The sequence below is a fragment of the Oerskovia gallyi genome (genome assembly GCF_014836745.1).
Lineage (GTDB): Bacteria > Actinomycetota > Actinomycetes > Actinomycetales > Cellulomonadaceae > Oerskovia > Oerskovia paurometabola.
The window spans coordinates 78,591-95,709 of sequence record NZ_JACSQE010000016.1; the positions used below are offsets into that span (position 1 = coordinate 78,591).

At 72.4% G+C, this 17,119-nt stretch carries 13 protein-coding genes; 7 read left to right on the forward strand and 6 right to left on the reverse strand.

What is annotated here, in order from left to right; all coding sequences use genetic code 11:
* Window positions 1–32 precede the first annotated feature (32 nt).
* The 5 genes from H9640_RS17560 (at window position 33) to H9640_RS17580 (ending at window position 4,957) form a co-directional block, all read left to right on the forward strand.
* Entirely contained in the window at window positions 33–476 is a 444-nt protein-coding gene (locus H9640_RS17560; RefSeq protein WP_307824106.1) for a RidA family protein, read from the forward strand.
* Window positions 477–514: 38 nt separating this feature from the next.
* The gene (locus H9640_RS17565; RefSeq protein ID WP_191792063.1) at window positions 515–1,264 is read left to right on the forward strand and encodes a PIG-L deacetylase family protein; all 750 of its coding nucleotides are present in this window, start codon (window positions 515–517) and stop codon (window positions 1,262–1,264) included.
* A 117-nt stretch (window positions 1,265–1,381) separates the two neighbouring features.
* Window positions 1,382–2,899 carry an MFS transporter gene (locus H9640_RS17570; RefSeq protein ID WP_191792064.1) on the forward strand — a complete coding sequence of 506 codons (1,518 nt, stop codon included), beginning with the start codon at window positions 1,382–1,384 and terminating at the stop codon, window positions 2,897–2,899.
* A 142-nt stretch (window positions 2,900–3,041) separates the two neighbouring features.
* Entirely contained in the window at window positions 3,042–4,514 is a 1,473-nt protein-coding gene (locus H9640_RS17575) for an APC family permease (protein WP_191792065.1), read from the forward strand.
* Window positions 4,511–4,957, forward strand: a complete 447-nt coding sequence (locus H9640_RS17580) for a hypothetical protein (protein ID WP_191792066.1) — start codon at window positions 4,511–4,513, stop codon at window positions 4,955–4,957. Before H9640_RS17575 ends, H9640_RS17580 begins: the two co-directional genes overlap by 4 nt.
* A gap of 16 nt (window positions 4,958–4,973) precedes the next feature.
* Here H9640_RS17580 and H9640_RS17585 read toward each other — a convergent pair whose 3' ends face one another.
* From H9640_RS17585 to H9640_RS17610, 6 genes are all read right to left on the reverse strand, one after another.
* The gene (locus tag H9640_RS17585) at window positions 4,974–7,190 is read right to left on the reverse strand and encodes a DEAD/DEAH box helicase (protein ID WP_191792067.1); all 2,217 of its coding nucleotides are present in this window, start codon (window positions 7,188–7,190) and stop codon (window positions 4,974–4,976) included.
* Between the two features lie 217 nt (window positions 7,191–7,407).
* Window positions 7,408–9,534 (reverse strand): 3-hydroxyacyl-CoA dehydrogenase NAD-binding domain-containing protein, encoded by a 2,127-nt coding sequence (locus H9640_RS17590; protein ID WP_191792068.1) that lies wholly within the window; start codon window positions 9,532–9,534, stop codon window positions 7,408–7,410.
* Between the two features lie 3 nt (window positions 9,535–9,537).
* Window positions 9,538–10,800 carry a thiolase family protein gene (locus H9640_RS17595; RefSeq protein ID WP_191792069.1) on the reverse strand — a complete coding sequence of 421 codons (1,263 nt, stop codon included), beginning with the start codon at window positions 10,798–10,800 and terminating at the stop codon, window positions 9,538–9,540.
* A 231-nt stretch (window positions 10,801–11,031) separates the two neighbouring features.
* The gene (locus H9640_RS17600) at window positions 11,032–12,078 is read right to left on the reverse strand and encodes a lipid II:glycine glycyltransferase FemX (RefSeq protein ID WP_191792070.1); all 1,047 of its coding nucleotides are present in this window, start codon (window positions 12,076–12,078) and stop codon (window positions 11,032–11,034) included.
* Window positions 12,079–12,144: 66 nt separating this feature from the next.
* Window positions 12,145–13,527 carry an HRDC domain-containing protein gene (locus H9640_RS17605; protein ID WP_191792071.1) on the reverse strand — a complete coding sequence of 461 codons (1,383 nt, stop codon included), beginning with the start codon at window positions 13,525–13,527 and terminating at the stop codon, window positions 12,145–12,147.
* Window positions 13,524–14,117, reverse strand: a complete 594-nt coding sequence (locus H9640_RS17610) for a DUF3000 domain-containing protein (protein WP_318243829.1) — start codon at window positions 14,115–14,117, stop codon at window positions 13,524–13,526. The genes H9640_RS17605 and H9640_RS17610 overlap by 4 nt, the downstream gene beginning before the upstream one ends.
* 178 nt (window positions 14,118–14,295) lie before the next feature.
* Here H9640_RS17610 and gndA point away from each other — a divergent pair, with 178 nt between their 5' ends.
* Together gndA and H9640_RS17620 are read left to right on the forward strand one after the other, a co-directional pair.
* Window positions 14,296–15,732: an NADP-dependent phosphogluconate dehydrogenase gene (gene gndA / locus H9640_RS17615; protein WP_191792073.1), complete on the forward strand. Its 1,437-nt coding sequence runs from the start codon at window positions 14,296–14,298 to the stop codon at window positions 15,730–15,732.
* Window positions 15,729–16,991, forward strand: coding sequence for a carboxylate--amine ligase (locus H9640_RS17620; RefSeq protein WP_191792074.1), 1,263 nt, complete (start codon window positions 15,729–15,731; stop codon window positions 16,989–16,991). The genes gndA and H9640_RS17620 overlap by 4 nt, the downstream gene beginning before the upstream one ends.
* The last annotated feature ends 128 nt before the right edge of the window (window positions 16,992–17,119 follow it).

A 17,119-nucleotide genomic window follows, 5' to 3' on the forward strand; every position in this document is an offset into this window, starting at 1 on the left:
GAGGAACACCCCACCGACCCCGAGGAGAACCCGTGCCTGCTGCCCCCGCCGCTCCGTCCAGCGCTGAGCCGTCGACCCCCGTCGCACGGCTCGTGCGCAGCCCCCGCCTGTCCGACGTCGCCGAGTACGCCTACGCGACCGTCGTCCCGTCCGGCGCCCGTCTCGTCTACGCCGCCGGCGCGTGCCCGCTCGACGCCGACGGAGCGACCGTGGGCGTCGGGGACGTACGGGCCCAGGCCGCGCAGACCATGGCGAACCTGCGGGTCTCGCTCGAGGACGCGGGTGCGACCTTCGCGGACCTCGTCAAGACGACCGTGTACGTCGCCTCGACGTCGCAGGACGACCTCGTCGCCGCGTGGGAGGTCGTGCGCGACGCGCTGGCCCCGCACGACCCGCCGAGCACGCTGCTCGGCGTCGCCGCGCTCGGCTACGACGACCAGCTCGTCGAGGTCGAGGCGGTCGCGGCGATCCGCTGACCCCTCCGCTCGCGGCGCCCGGGCATACCGTGGGAGGCATGGACCTCCCACCTCAGACACCCCTGACCCCGCTGACCGAGGACTGGACCCGGGCGCTCGCGGTCGTGGCCCACCCGGACGACATGGAGTTCGGTGCGGCCGCGGCCGTCGCCCGCTGGACCGGGCAGGGCAAGACCGTGGTCTACGCCATGGTCACGAGCGGCGAGGCCGGGATCGACGGCCTCGCCCCCGACGAGGCGCGCGCCGTGCGCGAGGCCGAACAGGTCGCGTCGGCCGCGATCGTGGGCGTGGACGAGGTCGAGTTCCTCGGCCTGCCCGACGGCGTGCTCGAGTACGGGCTGCCGCTGCGGTCGGCCGTCGCGGCGGCGATCCGTCGTCACCGCCCCGAGGTCGTCATCACGGGCAACTACCGCGAGACCTTCCCGGGCGGGATGCTCAACCAGGCCGACCACATCGCGACGGGCCGCGCCGTCGTCGACGCCGTGCGCGACGCGGGCAACCGCTGGGTCTTCCACGACCAGGTCGAGGCGGGCCTGGAGCCGTGGGGCGGCGTGCGGCAGGTCTGGGTCGCAGGGTCTCCCGACGCGGCCCACGGCGTCGACGTGACCGGGACGTTCGACGCGGGCGTGGCCTCGCTCCGTGCCCACGCCGCCTACATCGCCGGTCTCGGGTGGGAGCACTTCGACCCGGCCGAGTTCCTCGCGACCATGTCCCGGGCGGGCGGTGCTCGCATGGACGTCGAGCACGCCACCGCGTTCGAGGTGCTGCGCATGGGCTGGGAGGACTAGCGCACCGCGTCTGCCGCCTCGGGAGCGCGCGCGGTCTCGACAGGAGCGCAGCGGCCATCTGCCCTACCGTGTGGGAGGGGTACCCGCCCCGAGCCCGTCACGGGAAAGGGCAGTGCGATGAGCGACGCTGCGCAGGTCGATGGACAGGTCGGAGCCAAGGCGGGCGGGGTCCTCGCGGCCACGTGCATCTCCACCCTGGTGGTGAACGCGAACACGTCGGCGGTCAGCATCCTGCTCCCGGCGATCTCCGAGGACACCGGGACGTCCGTGACCACGCTGCAGTGGGCGGTGACGGGCTACTCGCTCGTCGGGGCGGCGGTCATCGTCACCTCGGGCTCGTTGGGCGACGTCTTCGGCCGGCGGAGGGTCTTCCAGCTCGGGCTGCTGCTGTTCGTCGTGTCGTGCATCATGATCGCGCTGGCCGGGTCGGGGGGCATGGTCATCGCCGGTCGCGTGATCCAGGGCGCGGCGGGGGCGACGATCCTCGCGTGCGGGCTCAGCCTCCTGTCGGTCGCGAACTCGGGCGACGCCCAGCTCCGAGCCGTCTCGCTGTGGGGTGCGGCGGCGGCCGTGGGTGCCGCGGCCGGGCCGTTGGTCGGCGGCGTGCTCGTCGACGTCACGGGGTGGCAGGGGCTGTTCTGGATCGACGCAGTGATCGCGGTCCTGTGCATGGTGCTGACGGTGTTGACCGTCGCCGAGTCGAGGGACCCGGACCGGCCGAGGACGATCGACTACGCGGGTACCGTGCTCATCGCGCTGACGCTGACCCCGCTCATCCTGGGCGTGACCAAGAGCGGCGACTGGGGCTGGTTCTCGGTGGCCACGCTGGGGTGCTTCGGGATCTCCGTCGGGGCGGCCGTCGCGTTCGTCGTCGTCGAGGGGCGGGTGGCCGTCCCGCTCGTGGACCTCGCCCTGCTGCGCAACCGCGTCCTCGTGGGTTCCACCGTCGCGATCCTCATCGGCGCGGGCACGATCAACGGGCTGATGTACCTCCTGAGCCTGTACTTCCAGGACCCCGCCACCTTGGGCTTCAGCCCGCTCCAGGCGGGGCTCGCGACGCTCCCGGCCACCGTGGGGCTCGTGGTGATCGCCCCGCTCGTGCCGCGGCTCGCGGCGAAGATCGGCGGGCGGCAGACGATCGGTCTCGGGTTCGCCCTGACCACGGTCGGCTTCGTGGTCGTCGGCCTCGTGAACGAGTCGTGGCTGTACACCGCGTTCCTGCTGCCGTTGGTCGCGATCGCGGTCGGCATGGGCCTGTCGAACGGTCCTGCGTCGGCGGCCGCCACAGCCGCGGTGCCGGAGAACCAGGTCGGTGGGGCCTCAGGGATCTCCAACATGGCCCGGTACGTCGGCGCTGCGGTCGCGACGGCGCTGGCAGCCACCATCTACGGCAACGTGATCGCCACCCGGACCGCTGCCGGGGCTGCGCAGGGCGACGCCCTGGCCTCCGGACTGGCGGCAGCCGCGTGGATGATGGCGATCTTCAGCTTCCTCGGCGTGCTCATGGCGGTCGTGATCGGTCGCCACCGCGCGGCGAAGGGGACGCTCGACGACGCCGCCGCGGCGGCCGCCTCGGTCTCCTTCACGTTGCCCACCTCGGCGACCGCGGGACAAACCGGCTCAGACCGGGGCTGAGCGCTCCCTCGCGGGGCGGTGCGGTTCACTCGATCTGGATGACGTGCGCCCGGTTCCTCGGGCGGCACACTCGAACCAAGGCCTGACCGACGACGTCGACGGAGGCAGTGATGACCACGCAAGCACTCCCGCAGGACGCGCGATGAGCGCCGCCGACGTCCCCGCCGACGTCCCCGTCGACGGCGCGGCGGCAGTCCCGGCCGCCCGCACCCGCGCGACGAGCACCCAGTGGATCTCCTGGGTCGCGCTCGCCATGATGACCACCAGCTCGGTCGCGAGCCTGCGCGCGGCGCCCACGATGGCCGTCTACGGCCTGGCCTGCGTGTTCCTCTACCTGCTGCCCGCGGTCGTCTTCCTGCTGCCGACCTCGCTGGTGTCCGCAGAGCTCGCCTCCGGGTGGACCGGCGGCATCTACAAGTGGGTCTCCGAGGGCATCTCGAAGCCCATGGGCTTCCTCGCGGTGTGGTGCCAGTTCGCCATGACGATCTTCTACTACCCGAGCCTGCTCGGGTTCGTCGCGAGCACGCTCGCGTACGTCATCAATCCCGCGCTCGCCAGCAGCGGGGTGTGGACGGCGGCCGTGATCATCGTCGTCTACTGGTCCGGGGTCTGGGTCTCCTCGCGCGGCACCAAGGGCGTCGCCGGCCTCGCGAGCGGCGGGCTCATCATCGGGACCCTGATCCCCGGTGTCGTGCTCGTGACCCTCGGCGTCGTCTTCCTGGGTCAGGGGAACGAGTCCGCGGCACCCATGACGGCCGACAACCTCCTGCCGGCCTGGGCCGGGCTCTCGAGCCTCGTCCTCATCGTCAACAACTTCCTGTCCTACTCCGGCATGGAGATGAACGCGGTCCACGTGTCGTCGCTGAAGAACCCCGCCAAGCAGTTCCCGAAGTCGATGTTCCTCGCGATGGGGATGGTGCTGGCGATCTTCATCCTTCCCGCGCTGGCCATCAGCTGGATCGTGCCCGCCGAGGAGCTCTCGCTCACGGCCGGCGTGATGCAGGCCTTCGACGCGGTGTTCGCCAACTTCGGGTGGCAGTGGCTGACGCCCATCGTGGGCATCATGCTCGTCACGGCCTCTCTCGGTGGCATGCTCACGTGGCTCGCCGGTCCGTCCAAGGGCCTGCTGCTCATCTCCCGCCAGGAGGGGTACCTCCCACCGTTCCTGCAGCGGCTCAACAAGAACGGTGTCCAGCAGAACATCCTGGTCGTCCAGGGCATCGTGACCACGGTGATCGGCCTCGCCTACGCGCTGATCCCCGACGTCTCGAGCGCCTACTGGATCTTCTCCGTCATCACGACGCAGGTGTACCTGATCATGTACCTGCTGATGTTCGTGGCCGCGATCAACCTGCGCCGCCGCCAGCCCGACCACCCGCGCGGCTTCCGGGCCCCGATGCTCGTGAGCATGTGCGGGGTCGGCTTCGCGGCCTCTCTGGCGGCGCTGTTGGTCGGGTTCGTCCCGCCCTCCCAGTTCTCGTCCGGTAGCCCGCTGGTCTACTTCCTCATCGTGGGCGGCGGAGCCCTGGGGCTGGGCCTGTTCGTGCCGTTCCTGTTCTACCGGTTCCGCAAGCCGACCTGGAAGCAGGCCGAGTCGACGGAGGTGGCCTCATGAGCACGCCGGAGGAGAACCAGCCGCGGCACGAGCGCCGGTGGATCTACATCGGCGCGTGCGTGGTCCTCGTCGCGATGGTCGTGTGGGGGATCCTCGCGTTCACCACCGTCAGAGAGTCGGCACGTGCGTCGGAGAAGGCTGACGAGCTGATCGCGGCGCTCGAGGACGCGGGGGTGCGCACCCCGGACAAGGACCAGGTCGTGCGCGTCCTCGGCGACGACGGCGGCGCGACGTGCGCCAACCCGAACGAGGCGCTCAGTCGGGCGACGCTGCTCGCGCAGCTCGCGAACGGCGCCTCGGGCCCTGGCGCCCGGCCCGTCATCGCCGACAGCCGCGTGGTCCAGGGCCAGCTCCTCATCATCGAGATCTACTGCCCTGACGAGCTGGACGAGTTCCAGGCGTTCGTCGACGACCTCAAGACCGACGACGTCGCGGGGACCTGACCCGGGTGCGTCCGTCTCACGCGTCGTCGGTCGCCGTCGGTGCGTCCGTCATGCCTGCGACGACCGGCTCCCCGCCCAGCCACCGCGCCTGCTCGGCCGCGACGATCGTCTGCGCGAGCCGTGCCTCCGACACGTCGACCGCGCCCGGCAGCGCGTCGGCCAGGACGCTGCGTCGCGCGTAGGCGTCGAACAGCCGGGCCTTGGCCCCGAGCATCTCGACCATGCGCTCGTCGACCGTGTCGGCGACGAGCAGCCGGTGGACCTGCACGGTGCGCACCTGGCCCATGCGGTGGGCGCGTGCGACGGCCTGGGCCTCGGTCGTGGGCTTGACCTGCGGCTCGCACAGGATGACGACGGACGCGGCCTGGAGGTTGACGCCGACCCCGCCCACGTCGATCTGGCTCACGAGCGCTCGGGGCACGGGCGAGGCCGTGAAGTCGTCGAGGATGGTCTGGCGGGCGCTCGCCCCCACGGACCCCGTGAGCGGTCCGGCGGCGAGGTCGCCCAGCGCGCGCACCACGAGGTCGACGACGTCGCGGAAGTACGTGAACACCACGACCTTGCGGCCGTTCCCCGTGGCCTCCTCGACGAGCTCGACGAGCCGTCGCACCTTGGCGGAGTCCTCGGGGTGATCGACAGCGTACGCGGCCCGGCGCATGGCCATGAAGCTGCCCTCGCGCACCGCGGCACGGTAGGCGGCGCCGTCGGCCGGGCCGAACGACTCCCACTCCTCGACCTGGACGAGCTCGGGCAGCTCCTCGAGCACGTCCTCCTGGTTGCGCCGGAGGTACACGGGGGCCACGGCGAGCCGGAACCTCTCGGCTCCCGCGGCGCCGTGCGCGGCGCTGACCTGCTCGGCGACGTCGGGCTGGAGGTAGGCGACGAGGCGTCGGAACTCCTCGACGCGGTTCTCCATGACGGTGCCGGTCAGGAACAGCACGTGCCCGGTGCGCCTGGCCCAGGCGGCGACGGCCTGCGACCTCTTGGCCTCGGGGTTCTTGACGTAGTGCGCCTCGTCGACCACGAGCATCACGGGTGTGGGCAGGTCGAGAGGCAGGAGCCCGACCTGCTCGAACGTCGTCACGGCCACACCCCCTTCGCGCGCCCACTGCGCGGCCTCCTCGGCGCGCTCGGGGCCGTGGACGTCGAGCGAGCGCAGCGTGCTGTGCCGCGCGACCTCGCGCACCCAGCTCGTCATGACGCTCGCGGGGCACACCACGAGGAAGTGCGTCGCGCCGCCCGCGGCGAGGTGCGCCATCGCGGCGATGGCCTGGACGGTCTTGCCCAGGCCCATCTCGTCGCCCAGGATCGTGCGTCGCTGGGCGAGGGCGTAGCGCGCCCCGAACGCCTGGTACCCGCGCAGCGAGGCGGTCAGGAGCGACTGGTCGAGCGGCTGGTCGTTCACCCGGGCGAGGAGGTCGGGCGGCAGGTGGCCCTCGGTGGCCCCGAGGTCGCGCCCGATGTCCACGACGTCGTCGAGCAGCGCGTAATACGTCGCCGAGCGCGCCCGGAAGTCGGTCCACGCCTCGAAGGCGTCGACGGGCGCGGCGTCGAGGGCGGCGACGCGCTCGGCGGCCGCGACGGCCCCGGACCGCTCGGCGTCGGCGACCAGCCGCGCGAGATCGCGCACGGCGTCCGCTGCCCGACGGCGCCGCGCGGGCAGCGAGAAGAAGGTCCGGACCGCGCGGGTCGCCTCCTGGGCCGCGACCCGGTGCTCGGTGTGCCCCTCGAGGAACGTGACGATCACCTGTCGGTGGACCGTGGCGGCCGTGCGTGCTGCGTCGAGCCCCGCGAGGGCCTGGACGAGGCCGGTCGTGTACGGGTCGCCGGGGGCGTCGTCGATCCGGAACCGCAGTGTCTCCTGGACGGCGTGGGCGATCTGCGCCGCGGCCGCGAGACAGTGCGTCGCGGTCTGCGGGCCGATCCCGGGCAGCCGTTCGAGCCCGGCGGGTCCCGCGCGCAGCACGGCTCCGACGGTCGTGATGCCCCCGTCGACCAGGCGACCGACGCGCAGCCGCTCACCGCTGACCTCGCGCAGCCGCTCGACCCCGATCGCCGAGAGCTCGCCCAGGACCTTGTCCTCCTGGCTGGAGCCGAACGCGGTGCGCACGTGCTCGCGGAACCGGGCCGGCGCCCCGGCGAGCCCCGAGAGCAGCGCCGCGACCTCGTCGGCCCGGGCGACGACGCCCTGCGCCTGGTCGGGCGTCGGGCGGGGAACGTCGAGCGCGGTCATCGGGCGGGAACTCCTGGGGGACGTCGGCGGGGGAGCAGGGCTTCCTGGCGACGACCGGCGGCAGAGGTGCCACGGATCGAGCGCCCCGCGACGCTATCACCGCGTCGCGTCACCACCGCTCCCTGCGACCCGGCTGGCAGACGCCGAACCCGAGGGGGTCGGGCAACTCGGAGTTGCCCGACCCCCTCGGGTTCGGCAGACGGAGGCGAGCGACGCGTCAGGCGACCTGCGCCGGGACGTTCGCGACGCCGTCGGGCAGGAGACGGCGGCCCAGGACCTTCTCCGAGTACCCCGTGCGGTCGAGGTACGGCGTGATGCCGCCGTCGTGGAACGGCCAGCCCGCACCCAGGATCATGCAGAGGTCGATCTGCTCGGGGCCCTGGACGACGCCCTCGTCGAGCATGTGGCCGATCTCCGTCGTGAGAGCGGTCAGGACCGCGTCGAGCACGCCCGCCTCGTCGAGCGCGCCCGGACCGCCGGCCTCACCCGTGCCGAAGTAGGCCTGGATCGCCGGGTCGACGCTCGCAGGGATGCCGCGCGCCGGGGCGGGCAGGACGACCTTGGTGCCCTCGGCCACGAGCTTCTCGAGCCCGGGGGAGGACGGGAAGCGGTCGCCCAGGTCCTCGCGCAGCGACGTCAGGACGTGCAGGCCCACGGCGGGGCCCACGAGGTCGAACAGCGCGAACGGACCCATGGGCAGGCCGAGCGGGCGCAGCGCGCGGTCGGCGACCTCGACCGAGGTACCGTTCTCGACGGCCTCCACGATCTTGCCCAGGAGCAGAACGAGCAGGCGGTTGACCACGAAGCCCGGGCGGTCGGCGACGCCCACCGCGGTCTTGCGCAGGGCCTTGGAGACCGCGAAGGCCGTGGCGAGGGCCTCGTCCGAGGTCTTCTCGGCCCGGACGACCTCGACGAGCGGCATCTGCGCGACGGGGTTGAAGAAGTGCAGCCCCACGACCCGCTCGGGGTGTGCCAGGTCTGCGGCCATCTCGGTCACGGACAGGGCCGAGGTGTTGGTCGCGAGGATCGTGTCGGGGGCGATGATGCCCTCGAGCTCGGCGAAGACCTTCTTCTTGAGGCCCAGGACCTCGGTCACGGCCTCGATCACGAAGTCGCAGCGCGAGAACTCGGTGATGTCGGTGGTCCCGTGGACCGAGGACAGGACCTTGGCCCCCGTGTCCTTGGTCATGCGGCCCGTCGTGACGAGCTTCTCGACCGTGGTGCGGACGTAGTCGAGCCCGTGCTGCACGCGCTCGGCGTCGAGGTCGCGCATCGTCACGGGCACGCCCAGGCGCTGTGCGAACAGCAGCGCGAGCTGGGCCGCCATGAGGCCCGCGCCCACGATCCCGACCGAGGTGACCGGGCGGGCTAGCTTCGGGTCCGGGGCGCCCGCGGGGCGCTTGCCGTGCGAGACGAGCTGGAACGCGTAGACGCTCGCGCGCATCTCGTCGGACATGATGAGGTCCGCCAGGGCCTCGTCCTCGGCCGCGAAGGCCTCGTCCTTGGTCGCGGTGCGTGCCGCGGCCAGGAGGTCCAGGGCCCGGTACGGCGCGGGCCGGGACCCGTGCACGACGGCGTCGAGCTGCTTGCGCGCACCTGCCACGACCGCGTCCCACACCGGGGCGGGGTCGAGCTCGCGGCGCTCGACGACCGTGGTGCCGCGCACGACGTCGGCGGTCCAGCGGATCGAGGACTCGAGGAAGTCCGGTGCCTCGAACAGTGCGTCGGCCAGTCCGATCTCGAAGGCCTCCTTGGCCTTGAACGGCTTGTTGGCGCTCGGGCGCGTGAGGACGACGTCCATGGCCTTCTCGATGCCCACGAGGCGCGGCACGATGTATGCGCCGCCCCAGCCCGGCACCAGGCCGAGGCCGACCTCGGGGAGCGCGAGCGCGGGGGCGTCGGTCGCGACCGTGCGGTAGTCGCAGTTGAGCGCGACCTCGAGGCCACCGCCCAGGGCCAGGCCGTTGATGTACGCGAACGTCGGGACGCCCATCTCGCCCAGCAGGCGGTAGGCGGCGTGGCCGCCGCGGCCCAGCTCGAGCGCCTCGTCGCGGGTACGCACCGTGGCGACCTGCGTGAGGTCGGCGCCCGCCGCGAGGAAGTAGGGCTTGCCCGTGACGGCGACGGCCGCGATCTCGCCGCGCGCCGCGCGCGCCTGGAGCGCGGTCAGGGCGGCCGTGAGCTCGGCGATGCCGCCCGGCCCGAGCGTCGTGGGCTTGGTGTGGTCGAGGCCGTTGTCGAGGGTGAGGAGCGCGAGCGTGCCCGCCCCGCCCGGCAGCTCGACGTCACGGACGAGGGAGTGGGTCACGCGCTCGGCACGAGGCGCTGTCGTCTGGGTGCTCATGGGTCAGTTCTCCCCGTTCGTCTCGTCGGTCGTGTGGCCCGAGTAGTCGGCGTGGTGCGGGTTCTCCCAGATCACGGTGCCGCCCATCCCCAGGCCCACGCACATCGTGGTCAGGCCGTAGCGGACCTCGGGGTGCTGCTCGAACTGGCGCGCCAGCTGCGTCATGAGGCGTACGCCCGACGCCGCGAGGGGGTGACCCACCGCGATCGCGCCGCCGTACTGGTTGACGCGCGCGTCGTCGTCGGGCAGGCCGAAGTGATCGAGGAACGACAGGACCTGCACGGCGAAGGCCTCGTTGATCTCGAACAGGCCGATGTCCTCGATGCTCAGCCCGGCCTGGGCCAGTGCCTTCTCGGTCGAGGGGATGGGCCCGATGCCCATGACCTCGGGGTCGACGCCCACGTACGCGAACGACACGAGGCGCATGCGGGCCGGCAGCCCGAGCTCGGCCGCGACGTCGCCCGCCGCGAGGAGCGCGACCGCGGCGCCGTCCGTCAGCGGGGACGCGTTGCCCGCGGTGACCTTGCCGCCGGGGCGGAAGGGCGTCTTGAGGTTCGCGATGTCCTCGACGGTCGTGCCCGGGCGGGGAAGCTCGTCGGCCGTGGCCAGGCCCCAGCCCTGCTGCGGGTCGCGCAGCGCGACCGGGACGAGGTCCGGGGTGACGTCGCCGTTGGCGAGGGCCTTGGCGTACTTGGCCTGGCTCGCGACGCCGTACGCGTCCGCGCGCTCCTTGGTCAGGTGCGGGAAGCGGTCGTGCAGGTTCTCGGCCGTCGATCCCATGACCAGGGCCGTCGAGTCGACGAGCTTCTCGGCGACGAAGCGCGGGTTGGGGTCCGCGCCCTCGCCCATGGGGTGGTGGCCCATGTGCTCGAGGCCGCCCGCGAGCGTCACGTCCTGCGCGCCGATCGCGATGGCCGACGCGGTCGTGGTGACCGCGGTCATGGCACCCGCGCACATGCGGTCGATCGCGAAGCCCGGGACGGACTTCGGCAGGCCGGCCAGCACGGCGACGCTGCGTCCGAGGGTCAGGCCCTGGTCGCCCGTCTGGGTCGTCGCGGCGAGCGCGACCTCGTCGATCCGCTCGACGGGGAGCTCGGGGCGTCGGCGCAGCAGCTCGCGCACGGCCTTCACGGCGAGGTCGTCGGCACGGGTGTTCGCGTAGATGCCGTCGGGACGGGCCTTGCCGAACGGCGTGCGCACCCCCTCGACGAAGACGACGTCGCGGACGGTCCGGCGCGAGCCCGAACCCTTGCTGGCCACAGTCATGGCTTCTCCTGATCTGGACGGCGGTGTCCCTGAGCGTCACCGCTCAGCGTTGGTACAGGCTACCCGCGGTACCAGGAAAATGCACGAAACGGTGAGACCGAGTATCGATGAAGAGCAACGGACCCGCTCAACCACTGAGGTTCGAACGGGTCCGTCGGCACGGCCTGGGCGGGCGCGCGGCGATACGCAGTCTCGCGCGGTCCGGGCGTGCGGGCGCCCCGGGTGCTGTCCTCAGCTCCCGCCGCGCAGCCTGCGCACGACCTTCTTGGCGGTCGGCAGGCCCCTGTTCCAGGCGGTGTACCACATGGAGAACGGCACGTCGATGCTCCCGACCAGCTCGTCCTCGTGGCTCGCGAAGCCGCGCTTGAACGTCGAGATCCCGTCGTTGAGGAGCCCGTTGACGTCGTAGCGCACCACGCCGCGCTCACGCATCGCGTTGATCGCGTGCCACTTGAGCCCGTAGTTGGCGCGCAGCCGCTGCCCCTCCTCGTCCATCCCTCCGTACAGCTCGAACGACGTCCGGGCCGAGGCCGCGAACCACACGAACGAGACCGGCCGGTCGTGCGGGCCGCCCTCCGACGAGCGCGCGAAGGCCGCGAAGACGGGGGAGTGCTCTCCCAGCTCGTCGAACACTCGCTCGTAGTAGGAGTCCTCGTGCAGACCGAAGCCCGCGCGTTCGGCCGTCTGGCGGTACAGGCGCAGGCAGGCCCCGAGCTCGCCGCGCGTCGTCACGGCGCGGAACTCCAGGTCCTCGCGCTCCGACTTGCGGATGTACTGGCGGGTCTTCTTCGCCATGTCGGCCATGAGCTCGTCAGGCGTCCTGCGCAGGTCGAGGATCAGCGTCGTCGGGTAGAGCACGGGGTTGACCGCGGGGACCGCGCCGTCGAGCTCGAGCGAGGTCCCGGCGTCCCAGTCGGGTTCGAGCGTGATGCCCACGCCGCCCACGTTCTTGCGGCACCACTGCACCACGGCCTCGGTCACGGCCGAGCGCGTCGCGGGATACCCGACGCCGTCGGGCATGACGACCGGTCCGCGCGGGACGTAGCTCAGCGCCTTGAACTGCGCGGGCAGCGAGCGGACCAGCACCTGGGCGAGGCCCAGCACGGTCCCGTCGGGCCCTACGACCTGCAGGCGGCGAGGCGTCCAGGCCCCGGCCCCCTTGACCTCGCCCCACCCCCAGAGCTGGAGCGGGTGGCCGCCCATCGCGAGCACCTGCTCGTCCCAGGCGGCGCGGTCGGTGATCGTCGTGACGGTCAGGGAGGAGGACTCGGACAACATGCCCCTGACCTTACCGGCGGGGGGAAGGGCCGGACGACGGCGTCGCGTCGCGCGGTCGCCCGGGCGTCACTCGGGGGCGCCACCGTCCGTCGGGTCCGCAGGCGGGACCGACGCGGGATCCGCGAGGGCCGCCGCGAGGGGCTCGGCCACGAGGCCGACCTGCCACTCGCGGGCGCCGCGGCCACGCAGGAACTGCGCGACGTGCTCGGCGTCGAGCGGCGTGGGCGGCGTCCAGCACACGCGACGCAGCGCGTCGGGCTGCAGGAGGTTCTCGATCGGGACGTCGTGCTGGTCCGAGAGGCGCTGCACCACCGCACGCGCCGCGTCCAGGCGGCGGGCGGCCTCGGGGTCGCGCTCGGCCCAGGCGCGCGGAGGCGGCGGGGCGTCGCTGCGCGGCCCGCGCGAGCTCGGCAGGGCGTCCTGCGGCAGGGCCAGGGCCTTGTCGATCGCCTGCTGCCACGACGCCGCGCGGCGGGCCGTGTTGCGGCCCGAGAACGCGGGCAGCCTGACGAGCTCCGGCACCGAGCGCGGCATGGCCTGGGCCGCCGCGACGATCGCACGGTCGGGCAGCACCCGGCCCGGGGCGATGTCCCGACGACGGGCGTTCTCGTCGCGCGCCTCCCACAGGCTGCGCACGACCGCGAGGCTGCGCGGGTTGCGCAGCGCGTGCACGCCCGACGTGCGTCGCCACGGCTCCTCGCGGGGCGGGGGCGGGGGAGCCGTGCGTACGGCCTCGAACTCCTGTGCGGCCCACTCGGCCTTGCCCTGCTCCTCGAGCCGCTCGCCCAGGATCCTGCGCAACGGGATGAGCACCTCGACGTCGAGCGCGGCGTAGCGCAACCAGTCCTCGGGCAGCGGGCGCGTCGACCAGTCCGCGGCCGAGTGCTCCTTGGCGAGGCCGAGACCGAGGACCTCCGCGATGACCGCGGCCAGCCCCACGCGCTCCATGCCCAGCAGGCGGGCCGCGAGCTCGGTGTCGAAGATGCGGGCCGGGTGCAGGTTCTGCTCGGCGAAACCGGGCAGGTCCTGCGAGGCGGCGTGCAGGATCCACTCGGCGTCGCCCACGGCCTCGCGCAGCGGCGAGAGGTCGGGGACGCCGATGGGGTCGATGAGCGCGGTGCCGGCGCCCTCGCGGCGCACCTGGACGAGATACGTGCGCTGGCCGTACCGGTAGCCCGAGGCGCGCTCGGCGTCGGCCGCGACGGGGCCCGACGCGGCGGCGAACGCCGCGACGACCTCGGCGAAGGCCTCGGGGGTGTCGATCACGGGACCGACGCCGTCAGCGGGCTCGGTGAGCGGGATCACCGAAGGCGCGACGGGCGCAGCGGGTGCAGAAGACGCGTCGGACGTCGCGGGCGCGTCCGGCTGGGCGCCTGGGGCCGCAGCCGCAGGGGTACCGTCGCGGCCGTCGGGCGCGTGCGAGAACGAGGGGGTGTGGGCCGAGCTCATGGACCCACGGTATTGCGTCGCGAGCGCAACGACGTCACGCCGTCCGGGAGAGGCGGCAGACCGGCGGCCGTGCACAGCAGCGTGGACCAGGCGTCGAGGTGTGGTCCGAGGTCGGTCGAGGTGGGTGTCCAGGAGGCCCGGATCTCGAGGTCGACGCCGTTCGCCTGGCCTGCGAGAGCGCCGAAGCTCTCCGACAGGACCCGGGTCACGGTGCCGCCCTCGGCGAGCGCGTCGACACCCGATCGGTCGAGCGCCTCCTCGAGCCACGTCCAGGCGACCTCGCCGAGGAGCGGGTCCGTGGCCTGCTCGGGGTCGAGGGTCGCGCGCACGAGCGTCACGACCCGGAACGTCCCGTGCCACGACTCCTGGCCCGCGGGGTCGTGCAGCACGATGAACCGTCCGCTCGCGAGAGCCTCGCCCGCGGCGTCGGTGCCGTCGACCTCGCCCGTGAGCGCCAGGGCGAACGGGGCGATGCGGCTCGGCGCCGTGACCTCGTGGAGCCTGACCTCGGGGCGCACCCGGCGGCGGCCGATGGACTCCAGGGCGCGCAGGAAGTCCGGCGGTGCGGGGGTTTCTCCGGACTTGATCACAGCGGCACAGTACGAGCAGATGTCCACATCCTGGAGGTAAGGCGCGCGGAGGAGATCGAATCGTGATCGCCGGACTAGGCTGTCCTGAGTGTCCGCCGGCGCTCGTCGCCGGCACGTCTCGCCGGCGACCGGGACTCCTGCTCGCCGGTGCCCGCACCTACCCCGAGGAGCACAGCAGATGTCAGCCCGCGCACAGATCGGCGTCACCGGACTCGCGGTCATGGGCCGCAACCTGGCCCGCAACTTCGCCCGTCACGGCTACACGACCGCGGTGCACAACCGCTCCTTCGCCAAGACGCAGTCGCTCATCGCGGACCACGGGAGCGACGGCGATTTCATCCCCTCCGAGTCGATGGCGGACTTCGTCGCGTCGCTCGAGCGCCCCCGCAAGGTCGTCGTCATGGTCAAGGCCGGCGCCGCCACCGACGCGGTGATCGCCGAGCTCGTCCCGCTCCTCGAGCAGGGCGACATCATCATCGACGCCGGCAACGCGCACTTCCCCGACACGCGCCGCCGTGAGGCCGAGCTCAAGGAGAAGGGCCTGCACTACGTGGGCACCGGCGTCTCGGGCGGCGAGGAGGGCGCGCTCAACGGCCCCAGCATCATGCCCGGCGGCGCCCCCGAGTCCTACGAGACCCTCGGCCCGATCCTCGAGGACATCTCGGCGAAGGTCGACGGCGTGCCCTGCTGCACGTACGTCGGCCCGGACGGCGCGGGTCACTTCGTCAAGATGGTGCACAACGGCATCGAGTACGCCGACATGCAGCTCATCGCCGAGGCGTACGACCTCCTGAAGCAGGGCCTCGGGGCCTCCGCGCAGGAGATCGGCGAGATCTTCGCCGAGTGGAACAAGGGCGACCTCGAGTCGTTCCTCATCGAGATCACGGCCGACGTGCTCCAGCACGTCGACGCCGAGACCGGCAAGGCCTTCGTCGACGTCATCCTCGACCGCGCGGAGCAGAAGGGCACGGGCCGCTGGACGGTCCAGAACGCCCTCGACCTGGGCGTCCCGATCACGGGCATCGCCGAGGCGACGTTCGCCCGCGCGCTGTCGGGTTCGGTGCCGCAGCGCACCGCGGCCGTGGGCGTGCTGCCCGCCGACGCCGGCGAGTGGGAGATCACGGACCGCGACGCGTTCGTCGAGGACGTGCGCCGCGCGCTGTACTCCTCGAAGGTCGTCGCGTACTCGCAGGGCTTCGACCAGATCGCCGCGGCGTCCCAGGAGTTCGGCTGGAACATCGACCGCGGGGCCATGGCCCGCATCTGGCGTGGCGGGTGCATCATCCGGGCCCGCTTCCTCAACCGCATCACCGAGGCGTACGAGCGCGACGAGAACCTCCCGCTGCTGCTCGCCGACCCGTACTTCACGCGGACCGTCGGCGAGGGCGTCTCGTCCTGGCGCCGGATCGTGGCGCAGGCCGCGCTCAACGGTGTCCCCACGCCCGCGTTCTCGTCGTCGCTCGCCTACTACGACGGTGTCCGTGCGGAGCGTCTGCCCGCCGCGCTGATCCAGGCGCAGCGCGACTTCTTCGGCGCGCACACCTACCAGCGCGTCGACAAGCCCGGCGTCTTCCACACCGAGTGGTCGGGCGACCGCAGCGAGACCGACGCATGACGGGCACCGCCCTTCCCGACCTCCTGCCCGTCGGTGTCGGCGGGGACATCGGGGTCTACGCGATGGTGCGCGCGTTCCACGAGCAGTACGGGACCGACGCCGTCGTGATCTCGAGCGTCGCGACGCGGGCCATGGCCGACTCGTCGTTCGTCACCAACGTCGTGACCCCCGGCATCGACGACCCCGAGGTGCTCGTCGCGGCGCTCGAGCGCGTCGCGGCCCAGCACCCGGGCAAGACCCTCGTGCTGCTCACGAACGCCGACTGGTTCGTGCGCTCGCTCGTCGAGAACAGGGCGCGGCTCGAGGACAAGTACGTCATGTCCTACTGCACGCTCGACGTGCTCGAGCAGGTCTCGAGCAAGGAGGGCTTCGCGGAGGTCTGCGACCGCCTGGGCATCCCGACGCCGCGGACGGTTGCGGTCTCCGTACCCAAGCTCGTCGCGGACGGTGGGCTCGCGGCGATCCCGTCGCTGCCCGTCGACCTGGCGTTCCCCGTGGTCGCCAAGCCCTCCTCGAGCGCGGACTACCACTACGTGTCGTTCCCGGGCAAGCGCAAGATCCACCACGTGGACTCGCGGGCCGAGCTCGACGAGCTGCTCGGACACCTCGTGACGGCCGGGTATGCCGGGACGTTCCTCGTCCAGGAGTTCATCCCCGGCGACGAGACCCAGATGCGTTCGCTGACCGCCTACCGTGACTCCCACGGTGCGATCACGCTCCTCGCGACCGGGCGCGTCCTGCTCGAGGAGCACACGCCCGGCACGCTGGGCATCCCCGCGGCGATCCTCACCGAGCCCTACGAGGACGCCATGGAGGCCGCGAGCCGGTTCCTCGACAGCGTCGGGTACACGGGGTTCGCGAACTTCGACTACAAGCTGGACCCCCGCACGGGGCAGCACGTGTACTTCGAGATGAACCCGCGCATCGGCCGCAACAACTACTACGTGACCGCGGCCGGGGCGAACGTCGCGCGGGTCCTGGTCGAGGACCGGGTCCTGGGGAACTCGATCGAGCCGGTGCGGGCCACCAAGGAGGTCCTGTACTCGGTCGTCCCGTTCAGGCTCCTGCTCAAGTACATCCTGGACCCCGCCCTCCGCCGGCGTCTGCAGGCCGTCAAGGACCGGGGCGACGCCGTCAACCCCCTCAAGTACGCGCGGGACGGGGGCATCAAGAGGCGACTGGTCGTCGAGGCGATGACCCAGAACTTCTACCGCAAGTACAAGAAGCACTACCCCGAGCCGACCACCACGGGGTACTGAGGTCACCGCGCCGAGGGGCGGGAGGCGCTGAGAGGTCCGACAGGACACGACCGCGCGCCGCGCCGTCCACGATCGGACGCGGGAACGGCACGAGGGCCGTCACCACCAGGTGGTGACGGCCCTCGTCG

What these genes read in the sequence shown, in the direction of transcription:
- H9640_RS17565 (WP_191792063.1), top strand. Translation starts at nt 515, where the DNA reads ATGGACCTCCCACCTCAGACACCCCTGACCCCGCTGACCGAGGACTGG.
- H9640_RS17570 (WP_191792064.1), top strand. Translation starts at nt 1,382, where the DNA reads ATGAGCGACGCTGCGCAGGTCGATGGACAGGTCGGAGCCAAGGCGGGC.
- H9640_RS17575 (WP_191792065.1), top strand. Translation starts at nt 3,042, where the DNA reads ATGAGCGCCGCCGACGTCCCCGCCGACGTCCCCGTCGACGGCGCGGCG.
- H9640_RS17580 (WP_191792066.1), top strand. Translation starts at nt 4,511, where the DNA reads ATGAGCACGCCGGAGGAGAACCAGCCGCGGCACGAGCGCCGGTGGATC.
- H9640_RS17585 (WP_191792067.1), bottom strand. Translation starts at nt 7,190, where the DNA reads ATGACCGCGCTCGACGTTCCCCGCCCGACGCCCGACCAGGCGCAGGGC.
- H9640_RS17590 (WP_191792068.1), bottom strand. Translation starts at nt 9,534, where the DNA reads ATGAGCACCCAGACGACAGCGCCTCGTGCCGAGCGCGTGACCCACTCC.
- H9640_RS17595 (WP_191792069.1), bottom strand. Translation starts at nt 10,800, where the DNA reads ATGACTGTGGCCAGCAAGGGTTCGGGCTCGCGCCGGACCGTCCGCGAC.
- H9640_RS17600 (WP_191792070.1), bottom strand. Translation starts at nt 12,078, where the DNA reads ATGTTGTCCGAGTCCTCCTCCCTGACCGTCACGACGATCACCGACCGC.
- H9640_RS17605 (WP_191792071.1), bottom strand. Translation starts at nt 13,527, where the DNA reads ATGAGCTCGGCCCACACCCCCTCGTTCTCGCACGCGCCCGACGGCCGC.
- gndA (WP_191792073.1), top strand. Translation starts at nt 14,296, where the DNA reads ATGTCAGCCCGCGCACAGATCGGCGTCACCGGACTCGCGGTCATGGGC.
- H9640_RS17620 (WP_191792074.1), top strand. Translation starts at nt 15,729, where the DNA reads ATGACGGGCACCGCCCTTCCCGACCTCCTGCCCGTCGGTGTCGGCGGG.